This is a genomic window from Sinomonas sp. T428B, from assembly GCF_056780155.1.
Genome location: NZ_JBRAZR010000001.1, coordinates 1958013 through 1978318, shown reverse-complemented (window position 1 = coordinate 1978318; position 20306 = coordinate 1958013). Strand labels below are relative to the sequence as shown.

Below are 20306 nucleotides of genomic sequence, written 5' to 3'. Positions count from 1 at the left end.
AGCCATGCCGTGCGGGCGCCGAGGAAAGCACCAAGAGGAAGGGCCGTCTGTGAGGTCGCAGAACCGAACCAGCAGCCAGCGCACTCGAATCATCACGGTCTCGGCAGTCGCCGCGGCCGGTGCGCTCGCTCTGTCTGGATGTTCACCGGAGGTACAGCGAGGCTGGCTGCCGACTGAGAGGGACACGACCAGCAATACGGGCATCCTGACCGACCTCTGGGTCAATTCCTGGATCGCGGCCATGATCGTCGGCGTGATCACGTGGGGCCTCATGCTGTGGTGCGTCGTCGCATACCGCCGCCGCAAGGGTGCGAAGGGCTTCCCGCGCCAGATCAGCTACAACCTCCCGCTGGAGATCTTCTACACGGCGATCCCGCTGTTCCTCGTCGTCGTGTTCTTCTACTTCACGGACCGCGACCAGCGCGCTGTCGACAACCCCAACGCGAACCCGGACGTGACGATCAACGTCGTCGGCAAGCAGTGGTCCTGGGACTTCAACTACGTTCGGGGCGGCATTGTCCGCGAGGACGTCCACGAGGGCGGTGTCCAGGCACACCTCACCGGCGAGGCGTACGACCTCGAGCAGCTCCCGACCCTCTACCTCCCGGTCAACAAGAGCGTCACGGTCGAGCTCACCTCGCGCGACGTCATCCACTCCTTCTGGGTCCCGGCCTTCCTGCAGAAGCGGGACATGATCCCGGGCAAGCCCAACTACATGTACTTCACCCCGCAGAAGGAAGGCGTCTACGAGGGCAAGTGCGCCGAGCTCTGCGGCGAGTACCACTCCGAGATGCTCTTCCGCGTCAAGGTTGTCTCCGAGGCCGAGTTCCAGGCCCACCTCGCCGGCCTCGACAAGGGCCTGCTGGACGAGAAGTACGACCGCAACCCGAACCTGAACGAGAAGTAAGGGACCATGGCTACCTATACACAGTCGCCTTCGGCCGGCGCGCTGAGCGCGCCGGTGGTGCCGAAGTCCAAGGGGCGCATCGTCGTCAACTGGATCACCTCCACGGACCACAAGACCATCGGGTACATGTACCTGATCGCCTCGTTCGTCTTCTTCTGCCTCGGTGGCGTCATGGCCCTGCTGATCCGCGCCGAGCTCTTCGAGCCCGGCATGCAGATCCTGCAGACCAAGGAGCAGTACAACCAGCTCTTCACGATGCACGGCACCGTGATGCTGCTCATGTTCGCGACGCCGCTCTTCGCGGGCTTCACGAACGTGATCATGCCGCTGCAGATCGGCGCGCCCGACGTCGCCTTCCCGCGCCTGAATGCACTGGCGTTCTGGTTCTTCCTCTTCGGCTCGACCATCGCGACGGCTGGCTTCATCACCCCGCAGGGTGCGGCCTCCTTCGGCTGGTTCGCGTACGCCCCGCTGTCCAACACGACGTTCACGCCGGGCGTGGGCGGTGACCTCTGGGTCTTCGGCCTTGCCCTGTCGGGCTTCGGCACGATCCTCGGCGGCGTCAACTTCATCACGACGATCATCTGCATGCGCGCCCCGGGCATGACCATGTGGCGCATGCCGATCTTCACCTGGAACGCGCTCATCACGTCGATCCTCGTGCTCATGGCCTTCCCGCCGCTCGCGGCAGCCCTCTTCGGCCTCGGCGCCGACCGCCGCTTCGGCGCTCACGTCTTCGACCCGGAGAACGGCGGAGCCGTCCTGTGGCAGCACCTCTTCTGGTTCTTCGGCCACCCCGAGGTGTACATCATCGCCCTGCCGTTCTTCGGCATCGTCTCCGAGATCTTCCCGGTGTTCAGCCGGAAGCCGATCTTCGGGTACAAGGGGCTCGTCTTCGCGACCATCGCCATCGCCGCGCTCTCTGTGACGGTGTGGGCACACCACATGTACGTGACGGGCGCCGTCCTGCTGCCGTTCTTCGCCTTCATGACGATGCTCATCGCGGTCCCGACCGGCGTGAAGTTCTTCAACTGGATCGGCACGATGTGGCGCGGCTCGCTCACGTTCGAGACGCCCATGCTCTGGAGCATTGGCTTCCTCATCACGTTCCTCTTCGGCGGCCTCACCGGCATCATCCTGTCCTCGCCGCCGCTGGACTTCCATGTGTCCGACTCCTACTTCGTCGTGGCGCACTTCCACTACGTCGTCTTCGGCACGGTCGTCTTCGCCATGTTCGCCGGCTTCTACTTCTGGTGGCCGAAGTGGACGGGCCGCATGCTCAACGAGCGGCTCGGCAAGATCCACTTCTGGCTCCTCCTGCTCGGCTTCCACGGCACGTTCCTCATCCAGCACTGGCTCGGCGTCATGGGCATGCCGCGCCGCTACGCGGACTACCTCGTCGAGGACCAGTTCACCTGGATGAACCAGTTCTCCACGGTCTCCTCGTTCGTGCTCGGCGCCTCGCTCATCCCGTTCTTCTGGAACGTGTACATCACTGCCCGCAGTGCCAAGAAGGTCACCGTGGACGACCCGTGGGGCTTCGGCGCCTCGCTCGAGTGGGCCACGTCGTGCCCGCCGCCGCGGCACAACTTCACCTCGCTCCCGCGCATCCGCTCGGAGCGCCCGGCGCTCGACCTGCACCACCCTGAGCTGTCCATGGCCGGTGCGATCCAGCACGCCGGGACCGCTGCTGCCGTGACCGCACCCCGGAAGGACGCGTCCAAGTGAAAATCGAGACCTGGCTCTTCGGCACGGGCATCTTCTTCTTCGTCCCCGTCGCCGTCGTCTACGGCTTCATGACCAACTGGAGCGAGTGGGTCGGCATCCTCGGGATGCTCCTCGTCGGCGGCCTCGCGGCCATGATCGGCAGCTACCTCGGCGTGACCGCCAAGCGCGTGGGCATGCGTCCCGAGGACCGCGAGGACGCCGAGATCCACGAGGGCGCCGGCGAGCAGGGCCACTTCAGCCCCTGGAGCTGGTGGCCGCTCGTCCTCGGCATCTCGTGCGCGACCGGCTTCCTGGGCCTGGCCATGGGCTGGTGGATCCTCTTCATCGGCGCTGGGATCGCCCTCGTCGCCCTCGTCGGCTGGGTCTTCGAGTACAGCCGCGGCGACCACGCCCACTAAGGGCATGGCCCCGTCAGGGGCACCCCTGGGGCTGGGGCCGGCATCCGTCACGGATGCCGGCCCCAGCCCCTTTTTCGTGTGCAGTTGCGGGCCCGTTGGGGCGGCGATGGGAGAAGGGCATGGGTGTGTCACGATTGATCCGGAACCATCACCAACCCGCGCGGACCGGCTGCACGCCGCCCGCCCACCGGCAAGGAGCGCTGTGGAGAACGCGGAGGCCATCGACGGGGAGCTCGACCGCTCCTCGAAGACCGCCATGTACATCCAGCTGAGGGAGATCCTCCGCTCGCACATCGTCACGAAGCTCGCACCAGGCGCGCCCCTTCCGTCCGAGCGCGAGCTCTCGCTGCGCTTCGGCGTCGCCAGGATGACCGTGCGCCAGGCCATCGACGCCCTGGTCGCCGAGGGCGTCCTGGACCGCATCGTGGGCCTGGGCACGTTCGTGAGCCGGCCGAAGCTCGACCTTCAGATGAAGCTCACGTCCTACAGCGAGGAGATGCAGCGGCGCGGCATGGTGCCGGACGCACGGGTCCTGAGCTTCGAGCAGATCGGCGCGTCCGCGTACCTGGCCCGCGAGCTGCAGGTCGACGAGGGCACTCCCGTGGTGCGGTTCCGGCGGCTCCTGCTCGCCGACAAGGAGCCCATGAGCGTCGACGAGAACTACATCGTGGCCCACCGAGTCCCGGGCATCCTGGATGGTCCGCCGCCGACGTCCCTGTACCAGGTGCTCAGCGAGACGTACGGGCTCGTCATGGAATGGGGCGAGGACACGATCGAGGCGACGGCGGCCTCGCCTTCGACGGCTCGCCTCCTCAACGTCGAGATGGGCTCGCCCCTGCTCAAGATCCAGCGGCACGCCTACGTGTCCAAGTCGATCGTCGACTATTCGGTCTCGTACTACAGGGCTGACCGCTACAAGCTCTGGGTGCCCCTCCAGCGGCCCGGAATCCGGGCGCCGCGCAGTTACTCGACGAAGCGCTTCCCGCGCTGACAGGAGCCCGCAGGCGGCCGCTGGAGCAGGGTACGGAAAAGGCCCCGCAGCTGGAGCTGCGGGGCCTTCCCTGTGGCCAGGCTGCCGGGCGTCAGTGGCCCAGGCTCTTGGCGGTCTCGTCCTCGTGGGCGGCGATGGCCTCGTGGTGCCCGTGGGCGTGTGCCGCCTCGAGCTCCGCGACCGTCACGGGGGCGACGCGGTCCTCGAAGAACCACCGCGAGAGCTTCGCGCGGCGACGCTCCTTGCGGTCGACGACGCCCCTCGCGTTCGGCTGTGCCGGCAGGATCGCCGGCGACTCGAACGAGACGAGGCGGTAGCGCTTGTACTCGTCGAGCGGGGCGTGCACCTCGATGAACTCGCCGTGCGGCAGGCGCACGATGCGGCCGGTCTCGCGGCCGTGGAGCGCGATCTCGCGGTCCTTGCGCTGGAGCCCGAGGGCCACGCGCTTGGTCACGACGAACGCGATGATCGGGCCGAGGAAGAACAGCGTGCGCAGCCAGTACGTCACGTCGTTGAGAGAGACGTGGAAGTGCGTCGCGATGAGGTCCGAGCTCGCCGCGGCCCACATCACGCAGTAGAACGTGAAGCCGGCCATGCCGATCGCGGTGCGGGTCGGGGCGTTGCGCGGGCGGTCCAGGACGTGGTGCTCGCGGTCGTCCTTCGTGATCCAGCGCTCGATCCACGGGTAGGTGAAGAGCACCGTGAAGACGATGCCCGCCGGGATGAGGGCCGGGAGGAGCACGTTGAGCGTGAGCGTCTGGCCGAAGATCACGAACTCGAAGTGCTGGCGGTAGCCGTCCACCGCGCCGAGCACGCCCGGCATGAGGCGGAGCGCGCCGTCGACCCAGCCGATGTACCAGTCAGGCTGGGTGCCTGCCGAGACGGGGGAGGGGTCGTACGGGCCGTAGTTCCAGATCGGGTTGATCGTGAACGCCGCGGCCATGAGCGCGATGACGCCGAAGACGATGAAGAAGAAGCCGCCGGCCTTGGCCGCGTAGACCGGGCCGAGGGGGTAGCCCACGACGTTGCCGTCGTTGCGCCCCGGGCCGGGGTACTGCGTGTGCTTGTGGAGGACCACGAAGAACAGGTGCAGGACGAGCAGCAGGAGGATCAGCGCCGGGACGAGCAGGATGTGCAGCACGTACAGGCGGCCGATGATCGCGGTGCCCGGGAACTCGCCGCCGAAGAGGAAGAACGAGATCCAGGTGCCGATGAGCGGGATCGACTTGATCACGCCGTCGATGATGCGAAGGCCGTTGCCCGAGAGCAGGTCGTCCGGGAGGGAGTAGCCGGTGAAGCCCGCCGCCATCGCGAGGATGAGCAGCACGCCGCCGATGACCCAGTTGATCTCACGCGGCTTGCGGAACGCGCCGGTGAAGAACACGCGGAGCATGTGCACGCTCAGGGAGGCCACGAAGAGCAGGGCCGCCCAGTGGTGGACCTGTCGCATGAACAGGCCGCCGCGGACCTCGAACGAGATGTCGAGCGAGGACTGGTACGCGACGGACATCTCCATGCCGCGCAGCGGCACGTAGGCGCCCTCGTAGTGGGTCTCCGCCATCGAGGGGTCGAAGAAGAAGGTGAGGAAGGTGCCCGACAGCAGCAGGATCACGAAGCTGTAGAGCGCGACCTCGCCGAACATGAACGACCAGTGGTCCGGGAAGATCTTGCGGCCGAATTCGCGCAGGATCGGGGACGCGCCCGTGCGCTGGTCGACGAAATCGGCGATGCGTCCGACCTTGGTCGGCGGCTGGTAGGAGGAGGCGGTAGCGCCGCTCACGAGTACTCACGCTCCCAGTAGCTAGGTCCAACAGGTTCGTGGAAGTCCGAGGAGGCGACGAGGTAGCCCTCGGCGTCGACCTCGATGGGGAGCTGCGGCAGCGGCCGGCTCGCAGGCCCGAAGATGACCGCGCACTCGTTCGTCAGGTCGAAGGTCGACTGGTGGCACGGGCACAGCAGGTGGTGCGTCTGCTGCTCGTAGAGCGCCACGGGGCAGCCGACGTGCGTGCAGATCTTCGAGTAGGCGACGATGCCGTTGTAGCTCCAGCTCTCACGCCCGGGGGTGATGTTGAGGTCAGCCGGGTTGAGGCGCATGAGAAGGACGACGGCCTTGGCCTTCTCATTGAGCTTGCCCTCGTGGAGCTCGTTGAGCCCCTCGGGGATGACGTGGAACGCCGAGCCGATCGTGACCTCGGAGGCCTTGATGGGCGTGCCGTCGGGGTCGCGGGTGAGGCGGACCTTCTGGCCCGTTGCCTCGTCCGGGGCCCACATGGTGTGGCGCAGCTTCTGGTCCGGGCGCGGGCCCAGGTCGCCGAACACCGCGAGGGCGGGGAGCGGGGCGAGCGCCATCGCGCCGATCAGGGTGTTGCGGATGAGGGGACGGCGCTTGATGCCGGTCTCCTCGACGATGTCATCGACGATCTTGACCGCTGCCTCGCGGTCCTCGTCCGTGCGGATCGCGTGCCGCGCCTCCGAGACCTCGTGGTCCGGCATGAGGACCTTGGCCCAGTGCACGATGCCCGTCCCGATGCCGAGCATCGCGAAGGCGGTCCCGAGGCCGAGCAGGAGGTTCTGCCAGCGGATCGTCGCGATGTCGGAGTCGTGCCCGAGGTCGATCGCGAAGTACGCGACGAGGAACACGACAGTGCCGATCACCGAGATGATGAACAGCGCCGTGACCTGGCGCTCAGCGCGCTTCGCAGCCCGGGGGTCGAGGTCAGCCAGACGGGGGCGATGCGGTGGGAGACCCGGGTCCGCGAACGCCTGCTCTGTCTGACCAGCCGTAGCTACGGCGCCCCCGTGCTGGGAGGCTCCGTCACTATGGTTGCCCATATTTCCCCTCATCCTTCCTGGCCCCGGTGCAACCGGGACGGTATTCAAATCCTTGCCGCCGAGCGGGCGGCTGAAACAGTGCTGGGCGGCAGCCTCAGGAGCTGCGCGAGGTCAGCCAGATCGTGAAGCCGATGATGACGCCGAGGCCGGCGACCCACACGAACAGGCCTTCGGAGACCGGGCCGAGCGCGCCGAGGTCGGCGCCGCCGGGGGAGCCCTGCGTCTCGATGGTCTTGAGGAACGTGATGATGTCACGCTTGCCCTCGGGGGAGATGTTCGCGTCGCTGAACACCGGCATGTTCTGCGGACCGGTCGCCATGGCCTCGTAGATGTGCTTCTCCGTGACGCCCGCGAGCGACGGGGCGAACTTGCCTCGGGTCAGGGCACCGCCGGCAGCGGCGGCGTTGTGGCACATGGCGCAGTTCACCCGGAACAGCTCGCCGCCGTGCGTCGCGTCGCCCTTGCCGTCGAGCATGCTCTCGTCGGGGAGAGCGGGGCCGGCGCCGAGCGATGCGACGTAGGCCGAGAGCTGCTTGGTCTGCTCCTCGTTGAACTGGACCGGCTTCTTGTAGGCCTGCGGGCCCTGCATCTGCATGGGCATGCGGCCCGTGCCGACCTGGAAGTCAACCGCGGCTGCGCCGACGCCGATGAGCGAGGGGCCGGAGTCCGAGCCTGCGCCGCCCATGCCGTGGCAGGTCGCGCAGTTCGCCACGAAGAGCTTCTCGCCCTCGCTGATGTCGCTCGCCGTGTAGGTCGTGTCCGCCTTCGCCTGGTTGGCCGAGCTGGCCACTGCGTAGAGTCCGCCGGTCAGCAGCAGGCCCATGACCAGCAGCGCCAGGACTGCCAGCGGGTGACGCCGCTTCTGCGAGAGTGCCTTCACTAAATCGTTCCTATCCGTTTCCTGCCGCGGCCAAGGGCGCGGCCCGAGATCTGCTGCGGTGCTTCCGGTGCTACTTCAGGACGTAGATGACCAGGAAGAGGCCGATCCACACGACGTCGACAAAGTGCCAGTAGTACGACGTGACGATGGCCGAGGTGGCTTCGAAGTGCCCGAAGCGCTTGGCCGCGTAGGCGCGGCCGATGATGAAGAGGAAGGCGACGAGGCCGCCGATGACGTGCAGGCCGTGGAAGCCGGTCGTCATGTAGAAGGCGGAGCCGTAGGCGTTCGAGGACAGCGAGACGTGCTCGCTGACGAGCATCGCGTACTCGGTGGCCTGGCCGGCGACGAAGAAGGAGCCCATGAGGAACGTGAGCAGGAACCACTCGATCATGCCCCAGCGGCCGAACGCGAAGACGCCGCCCACACGGCGGGGCTGCAGGCGCTCGGCGGCAAAGACGCCCATCTGGCAGGTGAACGAGCTCGCCACGAGGACGATCGTGTTCACGAGGGCGAAGGGGAAGTTGAGCTTGGCCGTCTCCTCGGCCCACATCTCGCCGGAGGCGGCACGCAGGGAGAAGTACATGGCGAAGAGGCCGGCAAAGAACATCAGCTCGCTGGACAGCCACACCACGGTCCCGACCGAGACCATGTTGGGGCGATTCAGCGTGGGATGTGCCGGGGTCGTGGGGGCATGAGTCGCTGTCGTCACAAGGACATTATGTCTGCAAACGTCGGGTTCGCCCAACGCGAACCGCCCCCTGACGGAACTTTTTCTACAAACCCTCGAAATTCCGCGGATCGGCGGGGTTCCGCGTCAGAAGCGGGCCGTCGGGTCGATCACATTACGCGGCCGGGCCGGACGTCGATAGCATCGGAGGCGTGACCACGGACTCCACAGCACCCACTGCGAAACCGGTGATTCCCGAAACCCAGCCCACATGGCGCTCGCTCATCGGCACGCTCGTGGCGGGCGGCGACCTCTCGCAGGCCCAGACGGAGTGGGCCATGGACACGATCATGTCCGGCGAGGCGACCGAGGCGCAGATCGCTGGCTTCCTCGTCGGGCTCCGGGCCAAGGGGGAGACGGTCGACGAGCTGGCCGGCCTCGTCAGGGGCATGGTGGCGCGCGCGACGCCGATCACGATCTCGGGAGAGAAGCTCGACATCGTCGGCACGGGTGGAGACCAGCAGAACACCGTGAACATCTCGAGCACCGCGGCCCTCGTCGTCGCCGGGGCCGGGGCGCGCGTGGTCAAGCACGGCAACCGTGCCGCGTCGTCGTCGTCCGGATCCGCCGACGTGCTCGAGGAGCTCGGGGTGCGCCTCGACATGAGCGTCGAGCGCGTGGCCGCCGCGGCCGAGTCGTGCGGCATCACCTTCTGCTTCGCCCAGGTGTTCCACCCGTCCTTCAGGTACACGGCCGTCCCGCGGAAGCAGCTCGCGATCCCGACGATCTTCAACATCCTCGGGCCTCTGACCAACCCCGCGCGCGTGCAGGCCTCGGCCGTGGGTGCCGCGGACGCGCGCATGGCGCCGCTCATCGCCGGTGTGCTCGCCGACCGCGGCAGCCGCGGTCTCGTGTTCCGCGGCGACGACGGGCTCGACGAGCTGACGATCACGACGACGTCGAGGATCTGGGAGGTCCGGGACGGGAAGGTCACGGAGTCCGTGCTCGATCCCGCCGACCTCGGCATCGGCCGAGCGCCGCTCGAGGCGCTCCGCGGCGGCGACGCCGTGCACAATGCCGACGTCGTCCGCCGCGTCCTCGCCGGGGAAACCGGCCCGGTGCGCGACGCGGTCGTGCTCAACGCCGCGGCAGGGCTGACGGCCTACGACACCGCCGCCGAGGGTCCCCTCCTCGACCGGCTCGCGGACGCCAAGCGGCGCGCCGAGCACGCGATCGACTCGGGCCAGGCCGCCCGGACGCTCCAGGCCTGGGTGGACTTCAGCCGCTCGTAGCCGGGCCGGGGCGCGGCCGGCCTATGACAGGCCGAGCGAGAACGCGGCCTCCAGATCGTGCCGCGAGTACGCGCGGAAGGCGATGTGCGTCGTCGTCTCCACGACCCCGTCCACTTTGGAGAGGCGGTCCGCGACGACGTCGGCGAGCTCCTCGTGCTCGCGCACGCGCGCGATGGCAATGAGGTCCCACTCGCCTGTGACGGAGTAGACCTCGCTGATGCCCGGGATCGCCGAGATCTTCTCGGCGACCTCCGGGATCTGCGCCGTGTCGGTCTGGATGAAGACGAATGCCGTGATCATGGTCCCAGCCTACTGGGCCGGGGTGCGGCCCCTGCTGCTAGCCGCGGCTCCGGGCTGCGCGGGACGAGAGGCGTCGCGCCGCGAGGGCGACGGCCCGCCAGCCGAGCAGCCCCAGGCCGAGCGTCACGAGGGCGACGACGAGGAACGGCACGGCAGTCCCCGCTCCGGTGACAGCGCGCAGCAGCATGCCGATCGCCCAGACGCCGGCCCACGCGGCGACCCCGGTGGGCCAGAGCGCCAGCGGGCGGCGCCAGGCCCTGACGGCAGCCCATGCGACGGCGAGGCCCACAAGGAAGGGCCATGCGGTCGCGAGGACACCGAGGACGGGGTTCCCGACGGCGTGGAAGCCGCGGCCAACGGCCGCGAAGACGAGCACGACGGCGATGTCGGCCGCCGCCGCGAGCGCGAGGGCGGGTGAGCCTGGGGATGGCGAGGAATGCATCCCCCCAGCCTACGGCGGCAGGCCCGGGCACGGCGTCGTGCGTTCTTCCCACGGCGGGGCGGGGCGCGGAAGAATGCCCAGATCAGAGCACCCTCGATCAGCCAGGAGCAGCGATGCCAGCGATGACCACGTGCCTATGGTTCGACGACCAGGCCGAGGAGGCCGCGGAGTACTATGCCGGGATCTTCCCGAACTCGAAGGTCACGTCCGTCGACCGCTACGGCGAGGGAGGGCCGCGCCCGGCCGGGACGGTCATCACGGCGTCCTTCGAGCTCGACGGGAGGCCGTTCGTCGCCCTGAACGGGGGACCGGAATTCACCTTCGACGAGGCCGTCTCGATCCAGGTCCACTGCGAGGGCCAGGAGGAGGTCGACTACTACTGGAACGCGCTCACGGCCGACGGCGGCGCGGAGAGCATGTGCGGCTGGCTCAAGGACCGCTTCGGGTTCTCGTGGCAGATCATCCCGAGCCGGCTCACAGAGCTGCTCAAGGATCCTGACCCCGGGCGCGCGCAGCGGGCTCTGGGAGCGATGCTGCAGATGCGCCGGATCGTGGTCGCCGACCTCGAGGCTGCGGCCGACGCCGCACCCTGACCGCCGGGGCTGTCACGCCGTGCGGGCCTCGGCAGCCGGTGCCCGGGGCGCCCCGCGGCGCCGTTCGCGGACGAGCAGCCAGACGTAGGCGAGGTCCAGCGCGGAGCAGAGCAGCCCGACGCCGAGGACGAAGGGGGAGAAGTCCAGCAGGCCCCACTGGATCGTCGGCGCGAGGGTGCCGACCCACTTTGCCACGGCGATCGTGAGCGACTGTCCGCGTGCTCCGCGGCGGGCGATGAACATCGCGATGAAGAGGCCGGACATGAGCAGGTTCTGCAGGAACGCCGAGTAGACCGCGCCCTGGCGGTCGCCGAACTCGGCGAGGAACAGGATCTGGACAGCCACGGCGGCGGCCAGCAGCCCGGCGGTGCCCGCGAGGAATTCGCCGCGGCTGAACCTCGCCGAGAACTCCGCGTACCCGAACCTGAGGAATGTGTACAGGATCACGACGTCGGCAGCGCCCCAGAGCAGATTCACGTACGTCTGCAGGCCCGGCGTCCCGCTGAGGCCGATGACGGCGTACTGCCACTCCCATGCGAGGTTGAGGGCGAGCGCCGCGACCGGGATGGCGTAGGTCCGCTGCGCGAAGCCAACGCGGACGGCCTCGACGTACACCGTGGTCCAGGCGATCCCGCTGACGAGGATGAGGCCATAGACAGGGATCGCGTCGTTCATGGTGTGTAGGTTCGCGCCCGGGCATCGCGCGGGGCAAGGGTGCGCGCTGGTTCACCTGGCTTGGCCCGGGAAACGAGTTCCCATGGGCGACATCCCCGAGATCGAGGTCAGCGACCTGCAGGAGCTGATCTTCGTCCTGACCCAGGATGTCTGGCAGCCATCGGAGGCCAGATTCCGCATGAATGTCGCCTACCGGGGGCTCCCGTCCTCGGCCCAGGGGCTCGAGACTGGCCTGGCGAGGCTCAGCGGGCACTCGAGGGAGGCGCTCGAGGGCCATCTGCTGCGCAACTTCCGCAAGTACGCCTACCAGGAGTCGCCGCCCGGGGACTCGGTGTGGAACTGGGTGAGCCTCGCGCAGCACCACGGGCTCCCGACCCGCCTGCTCGACTGGACCTTCTCGCCCTACGTCGCGCTGCACTTCGCCACGGCCAAGCCCGACGCCTACTCACGGCCCGCCGCAGTGTGGTGCGTCGACTACGTGGCCGCGCACCAGGAGCTGCCCGAGGAATTGGCCAGCAGGATCGAGCCCATGGGCTTCGGGCTGTTCACCACGGAGATCCTCGAATCGGCGGCACCGACCCTGGCGGACTTCGACCGGTTCCGCGATGCCCAGGGGGCCGCGCTGCCGCTGTTCTTCGAGCCCCCGTCGCTCGACGAGAGGATCGTGAACCAGTCCGCCGTGTTCTCGGCCATGACCTCCGCCGAGGCGTCCCTGGGGGAGTGGCTCCGGGCACATCCCGGCCTGTGCCGGAAAGTTGTCATCCCCGAGGGCCTGAAGTGGGCCATCCGGAACCATCTCGATCAGGCGAACGTCACCGAGCGGGTGCTGTTTCCCGGCCTCGACGGCCTCAGCCGCTGGCTGCGGCGGTACTACGGCAACCGCCCGGAGGATCTGTATCCGCATGCGGACCCTGATGCGCCCGAGTCGGGGCCCGAAAGGGTCCCCGGGCCGCCGTGATGAGGCTGGGCCTCCTGAGGCCGTACGATCGGCTCGGGCGTCATCGGAACGGCGACGCTGAACGTCTGGTTCGTTGGCGCCCACGGTCGGGTCACGGATCCGCATGGCTCTGGGCAGCTAGCGCCGCCTCGCGCAGCACCCGCGCAGCACAGGGGAAGGGGGCGTCGTGATTCATCGACAAGACCGCAGACTACGACTTGACATAATGTCGATTATCGGCGCTTAGCACCTGGTGCGAGAACTGCAGTCTCGACCCGTTTTCAGCACATCAGTGGTCCACAACACTGGCTAGCTGCCTGTCGTGGATCGAGCTGTGGCGATCGTCGTCGTCCCGTTCGGCCAGCAGATCGAAGAAGTGGCCACGTTGGACCTGGACGACGTCAGCGTCACCGAGGAACCAGTCACTATCCGGCTCGGCAGCATTGAGATCGCACTGTCGTCCCGCTCGATGGCCCCTGACGCCATGTGGCACCCGATCCCGGCCATAGCCTGACGACATCACCCCCCATGGGGCATGGGTCTAGCGCGGCGTCTCCCCCGCCAGCACATCAACCCGAGTCACCTGACTCGTCAGTATTACGCCACGATTGAGGTCGCTGGCCTAACCTGGTTCGCACCAGTCGGTACGAAAATCGCGGTCAGATTGTGGGCGGTCACCGCGACCACCACAGCCATTTGGTCTCGTTGATGACAGCATGGGTGCGGCAGGTGTAGCTGACCGCCCCGTTCTCCCAGAACCGGACGACCGCGGTGCCCTTGCACCAGTGGCAATGAGTTTCCGTCTGCCCGTGATGTGTGCGCGACATCATGTTCGAAGGCACCAGCTCGGGGGTCATGCTGCGGCCTCTGCGATGAGCCCCGGTGCTCGGTGCGGGCCTGCCGCCCACTCCGCATGCATTGCGGGGATGTGATTGCCGATCGAGTCATGCTCAGCCAGCTCCGCTTTGAGGCCGGAGATCAGTTCGCGCAGGATCCGGTAGTTGCCAGAGTCCTCCTCGAGGGACTGGGCGAGATCTAGGCACTGCCCCAGGCGGGCCCGGCTCATCACGCCGCCTCCAACTCGGGGGCCCACTGCACATTGCAGTTCGCAGGCCCATCGTCCGAGGCCCGGCATGGTCCTACGGGACGATCCGCGGTCGGCGCCTGGGCGTGGTGGCCCAGGCGGTCATTCGGCGTCCGGTGTCCGGAACGGTTCCACATCTGGACGACGTCATCGACATCCACCATGGCCCCCGCCTCCTCGGTCTAGCTCTGTGGCGGTCGGTCCGGGATCTGCATCCCGTCCCGCTGTTGCTTTAACTCTAAACCTGTGAGTTCACATGTCAAGGGTTTACCATGAGGTAGATCACACGCAAGGGAGGACGGGCACATGAGCAGCTGGAGGGAACAACTCGCCTTCGCACCCCTGGAGAACGCGGTGCGCGGGGAGGAGACCGGCCGCCGGCTCCGCCAGGCCATCGAGCTGGGGCTCCTCGAGGACGGCACGCAGCTGCCGAGCGAGAACGACCTCGCCGCGATGATGGGCATCTCGACCCAGACCCTGCGCTCGGCCCTGGCCGAGCTGCGCCATCTGGGCCTCGTCGAGACCCGGCGCGGGCGCGGCGGCGGCAGCTTCGTCCGGGCCAACACCGGGGACATCGCCCGCGCCCGGCGGGAGACCCTGGCCGCGTACTCGCTCGAGGACCTGCGCGACATCCGCGAGTACCGCGCCGTCCTGGCCGGCTCCGCGGCCGCCGCCGCGGCCGGAAGGTCCCAGCAGATCTCCCTCAGCCGCCTCGCCTCCCTCGCCGCGATGGTCGGCCTGGCCGGCGAGCCCGTGGACCGGGCCCGCGCGGACAGCAAGTTCCACACCGAGCTCTCCGCCGCCTCGCGCTCGGTCCGGCTCACCCGGCAGGACATGGCCCTGCAGGCCGAGGTCGGGCCCCTGATCTGGACCAGCCCCGCCGGCGACGCCCGCCTGGCCGCCCAGGAGCACGCCGCGATCGTCGAGGCCATCCGCGCCGGCGACACAGGAGAGGCCCGCGCCCGGGCCGAGGACCACATCCGCCGCGAGATGAACGGCCTCATCGACCTGCGCGTGTCCATGGACACCGCCGCGCCCGGGGCCCCGCCCAAGGCCAGCGGGCAGGCCGACGCGATCGCCGCGATCGAGGCCCTCGCCCAGAAGATCGAGGCCACCGCCGCCGCGTCGATCCACGTCCTCGAGGACGCCGTCCACGCCGCCCTCGACGCCTCCACCGACGGGGCCTCGCTCGAGGCCCTCACCGGCGTCTACGACATCGCCCACCGCACCCTCGCCCAGGCCTCCCCCATGCTCTACGGCCTGGGCTTCTTCACCGAGGCCGCCTACTTCGGCCAGGCCGAGACCATCTGGTCCTACATCCCGCCCGGCCGCACCACACCCCAGCGGCTCGAGATGGACCTGGAGTTCTACGACTTCGCCAGCACCCCCTGGTGGCCCCGCGAGGGCACCGAGCACGCCGTCCAGAGCAGCTACGCCTACGTTGACCCCAACGGCTCCAACGCCTACATCATCAGCTTCAGCAAACGCATCATGCGCGACGGGAAGATGACCGGCGCCGCCACCGCCGACGTCCTCGTCAGCCACCTCCAGACCGACTTCGCACCACTCCTGGACGCCCTCCCCCCAGGCTCCTGCATCGTCGACCAGCTCGGCATCGTCATCGCCACCAACGCCGGCAGCCTCATCGGCGAGATCCTCACCCCCCAACCGAACGGCGGCAGCACCATCGACCTCCCCGCCGTCCCCTGGCACCTCCACATCGCCCCGACCCGCTGACCCCCAAGGTGGCCGCCTGCACGGCCTTGCGGTGGGCCTTGCCCTGGAGCGAGGCGGCGAACTCCTCGTGCCTATCGGCGGCCGCGATCGTTGCCTAAGTCCTCGGCTACTCCCCCGCCACCATCGAACTGCAGGCCCGAGGCGCCGTCGTCAACTGTGCCAGTTACATCAAGGCCGGACCCGACGCTGGCGCGGCATGGTCGGACGCCGCGCTCCAACGGCCGCAACGGCCGCAACGGTCGCGGCGCGATCGCGGCGACGAGGGGGTGCCATGGACGCACTGCCAGAGAAACTCTGCCGGGGCAGGCCGGCTCCAGGACGGATATCGTCTGCCGGCGCCTGTAACGGCGTCCTCCTCAGTGGGCAGTAGTCCTGGTCAGGCTGCCGGACGACTTGAGGAGCCCAGCCTCGCTGCAAGACCCTGCTGCAGGTGCTCAAGGGCCGAGGTGATCCGCCGAGGTGTCCTATCCACTGCGGGATACAGAGCAAATACATCGGCGCTGGGCGTCTCGATCTCCGGGAGGACATGCTGAAGTACTCCCTGCTGGATCAGCGGATTGACGTGCCATGTGGAGCGCATGATCAATCCGAGGCCCTGGACGCACCAGTTGGTCACCACGTCCCCGTCGTCGCTGATCATGCTGCCCCGAACATCGACGTACTCGTGCCCGTCCGTCCCGAAGCGCCACAGCGAGTAGTCGGGGTTGTTTTCACGCAGGACGATGCAGTTGTGCAGTTCCAGGTCCCTGATGGTCCGAAGCGGCGGGGCGCTCTCGATGTAGCTGGGGGCCGCGCACACAATCCTTCGGTTCCGGGCCAGGAGTTTCGCCTTGAGCCGTGAATCCGTGAGCCCTCCCACCCGGATGGCGATGTCGAAACTCGTACCCGAGATATTCAGAGGCAGCGGAGACAGCTGGAGGTCTATCTGGATCAGCGGGTGCTGCCGCACGAACTCTCCCAGCAGCGGTGCAATGTGCGTGCGGCCGATCCCTAGACTCGAATGCACGCTGATACGTCCCTTGAGCTCACCATGCTGTGCGGAGAGGGCTTCTTCGAGGTCCGTTTTCTGCTGCAGGATGGCCGCGGCCCCCGACGCATAACGGTGCCCCTCTTCGGTGAGGGTCAGCCGACGCGTGCTCCGCCGGACCAGTGGCACTCCCAGCCGCGACTCGAGCCGGGCGAGGCGCTTGCTCACCGCGGACACCGACTTCCCCCAGTTCCTGGCCGCTTCGGTAAGGCTCTGCGAGCGGGAGATCTGTTCAAAAAACTCCAAATCATCGATCGCGGTGAGATCCATCTCCTGCTTCTTTCGTTATGGGAAACAACACATTGTCTCCAGCGCCCTTCTGGCGCCTCTTCTTGTAGCTTACGCTGGTCGAACTGGAAGCGCAGGCAGGGGTATAGCCCCACCGAAGCAGGCCCGGAACCGGGACGACGGCGTGCGACAAGGGAAAGCAAGGTAGAAGCATGACTGCACTCGAAACGGACGTTGTGATCGTCGGAGTGGGTTCGGTGGGAAGCATGGCGAGTTGGCAGCTCGCCTCCCGTGGTCTGCGGGTCATTGGGGTAGACAGGTTCTCGATCCCGGGCCCCTTCTCTGCCTATGCCGGGGAATCGCGGCTCTTCCGCAAGGTCTACGTGGAGGGTGGGCATTACACGCCCCTCCTGCAGAGAGCCCAGGATCTGTGGCGCGACCTGGAGAAGATCAGCGGGAGCGAGCTGCTCAGCGCAACTGGCGCCGTCACGATCTATGACGAGCACAATCCTGGATTGGCGCCACTCCTTGCCGCCGCCCAGGATCATGGCCTCGACTACAAGCTTCTGCGGGGCGATGAGGCCAGGGCACGGTATCCCGAGCATGTGATCAGGGACTCGGACGTCACGGTCTTTGATCCTGAGGGAGGCTACCTGCATCCGGAAAAGGCCGTGACTGCCGCACTACTGGAGGCCGCACGGCTTGGCGCCAAGTTCCTGGGCAACCGGAAGGCACACAGCGTTGAGACGTACGGAGACCGGTACATTGTCCGGACTGATCAAGAAGAAATCATTGCCTCTCGGGTGGTCATCTCGCAGGGCAATGGTGCTGGCGCACTGTGCAAGGAACTCGGTGTTCACCTTGCCGTTCGGCCGCAGATCCTGACCTGGTTCCCGGCCATGGACCCCTCAGCATTGTTCAGGGAAGACATGCCGGTCTTCATGAGGAGGGTTGAGGAGGCTGGGAGGTCAAACCCGGGTCGATTCTACGGGTTCCCGAGCGCAGACGGTTGGACGATGAAAGTCGTCGGGAGCGTCTATCTGGACGAGGTTGAGTCCATGGAGAAGCCCCTCACGTGGGATCCCCAGTTCATGGAAACGATCAGAGCCTGGGTTCGTGAATTCCTTCCCGGACTGATTCCCGACCCCATCAGGGTTGCCACGTGCGCGGACGGACATGTGCCGGACACCACCGGCCTCTTCGGGCTCGTTCCCGGAATGGACGGCGTCATCGCCGCGGCTGGCTTCTCGGGCCACGGTTTCAAGCTGGCCTCCGCACTGGGAGCCATCGCCGCCGATCTCCTGACGGACGGAACCACCGCCACCGACGTCGGTTTCATGGACCCTGCCCGGTTCCTCGAAGCAGACAAGCGACTCGGATCACTGGCTCTGAGCTAAGAGCAGCGATCCTTCAACCAGTAGTGAGCCCCTGTCTGGCGGCGATTTTTTGCAGACCTAACCCGAAAATATAAAGAACTAGGAAGAGATCCATCATGGCAGACACGAACTTCCGGCCGAAGTACATCTCTTATGATGTCTACGGCACGCTGATCAACTTCACCATTTACCCCACGACTCAGCGTCTGCTCGATGGCCGCATCCCCGACGAGCAGTGGCTTGCCTTCAAGAAGGTTTTCCGTGCATACCGGTTCGATGAGGTTCAGGGTGACTACAAGCCCTACGAGCAGATCCTTCAGGACGCCTTTGACCGTGCCTGCAAGCGGTTTGGCATCGGGCCGACCCCCGGCGCCGGCGCAGAGCTCGCTCAGGCTGTGCGCGACGCCGTTGCCCACGAGGACGTGCCGGCGGCCCTGAAGCTCCAGGGCGACAACTACAAGCTGGTGGCTCTGTCCAACGCGGACAACAGCTTCCTCGACATCAGCATCCCCAAGCTCGGTGCAGAGTGGCACGCTGTCTTTACCGCTGAGCAGGCCCAGGCCTACAAGCCGCGCCTTCAGGCGTTCGAGTACATGCTGGACAGCCTGAACGCCAAGCCTGAGGACTTCCTGCATGTCTCCTCGCACCCGCTGTATGACCACATCCCGATGTTCAACCTGGGCTTCCGGGACCTTGTCATGCTGGACCGTGGCGCGGAGCCCTTCGCTCCGGGCTACAACATCTTCACTGTCCAGTCTCTGGACGAGCTGAACAAGCTCCTCTGTCTCTGACGGGAGCTCATACCGTCCGGCGAAAGGCGACGATGTCACCCCAGGGCGCCTGCCAGCAACTGCTGGCAGGCGTCTTTGCATCATCCGGGCGCGCTTTTCCATAAGTCATGGGCTTTCGACCTCCCTTGTCATTCGGATGTCTTAAATCAGCCGGTGAACTTCAAGAAGAGGAACCTCTCGTACTATGTCTGCCCGCATTCTGATCACCACGGACTACCTGCGCCCCGGCGACAAAGTTGACCGGCTCCTCCGAAAGCACGGTCTCGATACCATCTACTCGCCCTCTCGCGGACCGCGGACACATGCTGAGCGGCTATCGCTCTTCGACGGCGCCGCCGGCGCCATTCTGGCCAGCGAACCGGTCACCGCCGACATGCTCGCCGGCGCAACCTCGCTGAAAGTCCTCGCCCGCAGCGGTGTGGGCTACGACTCGATAGACATTGAAGCCGCGCGACGGCGTGGCATACGCGTTTGCAACACCCCTGGCGTAAACCATGACGCGGTCGCAGAGATGACCATCGGCCTGATGATCATGGCAGCACGAAGCCTCTCGAGTGTCATCCAATCGGTCAAGAACGGCCACTGGCCGCGCAGTGCCGGTCGTGAACTGCGGGGGGCCACTCTCGGCATCATTGGTTACGGACCGAGCGGCCGGGCCGTGGCACGGCTCGGCCGCGCCCTCGGAATGACAGTTCTCGTCAGCACGTCCCATCCGGTCCCCTCGGATTCCGGTATCCGGTTCACCGATCTTCAGACGACAATTGGCGCGGCCGATTACCTCACCCTTCATACCCGCTCCGAAAACTCCACTCCCCCGCTCGTCGACTGCGCCTTCCTGCACGCCATGAAATCTACTGCCATCCTCATTAACACTGCCCGCGGTTCCCTCATCGACGAAGGAGCCCTGGCCGACGCCCTCTCCGTAGGCCAGATCGCGGGAGCGGCGCTCGATGTTGTCCAAAATGAACCACTGACCGCCAATCATCGGCTCCGGGGCTTGGACAACGTCCTCATCACCTCCCATCTGGCCGGACAAACGGTCGAGGCACGAGACCGCGCCGGCATCGCGGCCGCCCACGCTGTCATCGATGTTCTCGAGGGCCGCGAACCGACACATGCCGTTGCCTGATTCCCGTCGATGATGGCTTCGCGGGCGCGGTTCTCCTTGGGCGGTCAGCGTCTTGCCGTCCGGGTGGCTTTCGTATGGGAGTAGGCCCACTCGGCCCGCCAGGAGCCCGGATGCTGGTCGACGTCCCGGCCGGGTTCGGCGCGCAGGTCTTTAGTCCGTGCCGACCACCTTTCACTGCGGGAGTGGACTCCGCGGATCCCGGGGAAGGCCGCCCGGCGAAGTTCAACACCGACCGCTAGCGGACGCTTGGGGATCAGGTCATGTTCGAACTCGTCTCGGCCGGCGACCAGGT

22 protein-coding genes are annotated in these 20306 nt (G+C 67.0%); 12 read left to right on the top strand and 10 right to left on the bottom strand.

The features are described 5' to 3' along the window. Positions 1–49: 49 nt before the first annotated feature. From ctaC to ACUYMY_RS09105, 4 genes are all read left to right on the top strand, one after another. Positions 50–907 carry an aa3-type cytochrome oxidase subunit II gene (gene ctaC, locus ACUYMY_RS09120; protein WP_481703260.1) on the top strand — a complete coding sequence of 286 codons (858 nt, stop codon included), beginning with the start codon at positions 50–52 and terminating at the stop codon, positions 905–907. Between the two features lie 6 nt (positions 908–913). Then, positions 914–2635, top strand: a complete 1722-nt coding sequence (gene ctaD, locus ACUYMY_RS09115) for an aa3-type cytochrome oxidase subunit I (protein ID WP_481703259.1) — start codon at positions 914–916, stop codon at positions 2633–2635. Further along, entirely contained in the window at positions 2632–3033 is a 402-nt protein-coding gene (locus tag ACUYMY_RS09110) for a cytochrome c oxidase subunit 4 (RefSeq protein ID WP_481703258.1), read from the top strand. The genes ctaD and ACUYMY_RS09110 overlap by 4 nt, the downstream gene beginning before the upstream one ends. Positions 3034–3289: 256 nt before the next feature. Continuing rightward, positions 3290–4024, top strand: coding sequence for a GntR family transcriptional regulator (locus tag ACUYMY_RS09105; protein WP_481705019.1), 735 nt, complete (start codon positions 3290–3292; stop codon positions 4022–4024). Positions 4025–4115: 91 nt separating this feature from the next. Here ACUYMY_RS09105 and qcrB read toward each other — a convergent pair whose 3' ends face one another. The 4 genes from qcrB to ctaE all read right to left on the bottom strand — a co-directional run bounded on the left by qcrB (position 4116) and on the right by ctaE (position 8445). Further along, positions 4116–5804, bottom strand: coding sequence for a cytochrome bc1 complex cytochrome b subunit (gene qcrB / locus ACUYMY_RS09100; protein ID WP_481703257.1), 1689 nt, complete (start codon positions 5802–5804; stop codon positions 4116–4118). Then, complete coding sequence (gene qcrA / locus ACUYMY_RS09095; RefSeq protein ID WP_481703256.1) at positions 5801–6856, bottom strand: cytochrome bc1 complex Rieske iron-sulfur subunit; 1056 nt, start codon at positions 6854–6856, stop codon at positions 5801–5803. The genes qcrB and qcrA overlap by 4 nt, the downstream gene beginning before the upstream one ends. A 94-nt stretch (positions 6857–6950) precedes the next feature. After that, positions 6951–7736 (bottom strand): cytochrome bc1 complex diheme cytochrome c subunit, encoded by a 786-nt coding sequence (qcrC, locus tag ACUYMY_RS09090; RefSeq protein WP_481703255.1) that lies wholly within the window; start codon positions 7734–7736, stop codon positions 6951–6953. Positions 7737–7806: 70 nt separating this feature from the next. Next, positions 7807–8445, bottom strand: a complete 639-nt coding sequence (gene ctaE / locus ACUYMY_RS09085) for an aa3-type cytochrome oxidase subunit III (RefSeq protein WP_481703254.1) — start codon at positions 8443–8445, stop codon at positions 7807–7809. A 170-nt stretch (positions 8446–8615) separates the two neighbouring features. Here ctaE and trpD point away from each other — a divergent pair, with 170 nt between their 5' ends. Beyond that, positions 8616–9695, top strand: a complete 1080-nt coding sequence (gene trpD, locus ACUYMY_RS09080; protein ID WP_481703253.1) for an anthranilate phosphoribosyltransferase — start codon at positions 8616–8618, stop codon at positions 9693–9695. Between the two features lie 21 nt (positions 9696–9716). On the opposite strand, the gene ACUYMY_RS09075 is transcribed toward trpD, so the two are convergent. After that, positions 9717–9995: an Lrp/AsnC family transcriptional regulator gene (locus tag ACUYMY_RS09075; protein WP_481703252.1), complete on the bottom strand. Its 279-nt coding sequence runs from the start codon at positions 9993–9995 to the stop codon at positions 9717–9719. A gap of 37 nt (positions 9996–10032) precedes the next feature. Then, a complete protein-coding gene (locus tag ACUYMY_RS09070) occupies positions 10033–10437 on the bottom strand; it encodes a DUF3054 domain-containing protein (RefSeq protein WP_481703251.1) in 405 nt (134 codons plus the stop codon). Positions 10438–10550: 113 nt separating this feature from the next. Here ACUYMY_RS09070 and ACUYMY_RS09065 point away from each other — a divergent pair, with 113 nt between their 5' ends. Then, complete coding sequence (locus ACUYMY_RS09065; protein WP_481703250.1) at positions 10551–11030, top strand: VOC family protein; 480 nt, start codon at positions 10551–10553, stop codon at positions 11028–11030. Between the two features lie 12 nt (positions 11031–11042). Here ACUYMY_RS09065 and ACUYMY_RS09060 read toward each other — a convergent pair whose 3' ends face one another. Then, positions 11043–11705, bottom strand: coding sequence for a transmembrane-type terpene cyclase (locus ACUYMY_RS09060; protein WP_481703249.1), 663 nt, complete (start codon positions 11703–11705; stop codon positions 11043–11045). An 82-nt stretch (positions 11706–11787) separates the two neighbouring features. Here ACUYMY_RS09060 and ACUYMY_RS09055 point away from each other — a divergent pair, with 82 nt between their 5' ends. Further along, a complete protein-coding gene (locus ACUYMY_RS09055) occupies positions 11788–12663 on the top strand; it encodes an FRG domain-containing protein (RefSeq protein WP_481703248.1) in 876 nt (291 codons plus the stop codon). A gap of 313 nt (positions 12664–12976) precedes the next feature. After that, complete coding sequence (locus tag ACUYMY_RS09050) at positions 12977–13156, top strand: hypothetical protein (RefSeq protein WP_481703247.1); 180 nt, start codon at positions 12977–12979, stop codon at positions 13154–13156. A gap of 160 nt (positions 13157–13316) precedes the next feature. Here the strand turns inward: ACUYMY_RS09050 and ACUYMY_RS09045 are convergent, their stop codons facing one another. Next, on the bottom strand, positions 13317–13499 hold the full coding sequence (locus tag ACUYMY_RS09045; protein WP_481703246.1) for a hypothetical protein: 183 nt from the start codon (positions 13497–13499) through the stop codon (positions 13317–13319). Beyond that, positions 13496–13708 carry a hypothetical protein gene (locus ACUYMY_RS09040; protein WP_481703245.1) on the bottom strand — a complete coding sequence of 71 codons (213 nt, stop codon included), beginning with the start codon at positions 13706–13708 and terminating at the stop codon, positions 13496–13498. The genes ACUYMY_RS09045 and ACUYMY_RS09040 overlap by 4 nt, the downstream gene beginning before the upstream one ends. 324 nt (positions 13709–14032) lie before the next feature. Here ACUYMY_RS09040 and ACUYMY_RS09035 point away from each other — a divergent pair, with 324 nt between their 5' ends. Then, entirely contained in the window at positions 14033–15463 is a 1431-nt protein-coding gene (locus ACUYMY_RS09035) for a GntR family transcriptional regulator (RefSeq protein WP_481703244.1), read from the top strand. Between the two features lie 376 nt (positions 15464–15839). Here the strand turns inward: ACUYMY_RS09035 and ACUYMY_RS09030 are convergent, their stop codons facing one another. Next, positions 15840–16760 carry a LysR substrate-binding domain-containing protein gene (locus tag ACUYMY_RS09030; protein WP_481703243.1) on the bottom strand — a complete coding sequence of 307 codons (921 nt, stop codon included), beginning with the start codon at positions 16758–16760 and terminating at the stop codon, positions 15840–15842. A gap of 170 nt (positions 16761–16930) precedes the next feature. Here ACUYMY_RS09030 and solA point away from each other — a divergent pair, with 170 nt between their 5' ends. The 3 genes from solA to ACUYMY_RS09015 all read left to right on the top strand — a co-directional run bounded on the left by solA (position 16931) and on the right by ACUYMY_RS09015 (position 20014). After that, positions 16931–18115, top strand: coding sequence for an N-methyl-L-tryptophan oxidase (gene solA, locus ACUYMY_RS09025; RefSeq protein ID WP_481703242.1), 1185 nt, complete (start codon positions 16931–16933; stop codon positions 18113–18115). 95 nt (positions 18116–18210) lie between these two features. Beyond that, complete coding sequence (locus ACUYMY_RS09020) at positions 18211–18885, top strand: haloacid dehalogenase type II (RefSeq protein ID WP_481703241.1); 675 nt, start codon at positions 18211–18213, stop codon at positions 18883–18885. A gap of 184 nt (positions 18886–19069) precedes the next feature. Then, positions 19070–20014, top strand: coding sequence for a phosphoglycerate dehydrogenase (locus ACUYMY_RS09015; protein WP_481703240.1), 945 nt, complete (start codon positions 19070–19072; stop codon positions 20012–20014). The last annotated feature ends 292 nt before the right edge of the window (positions 20015–20306 follow it).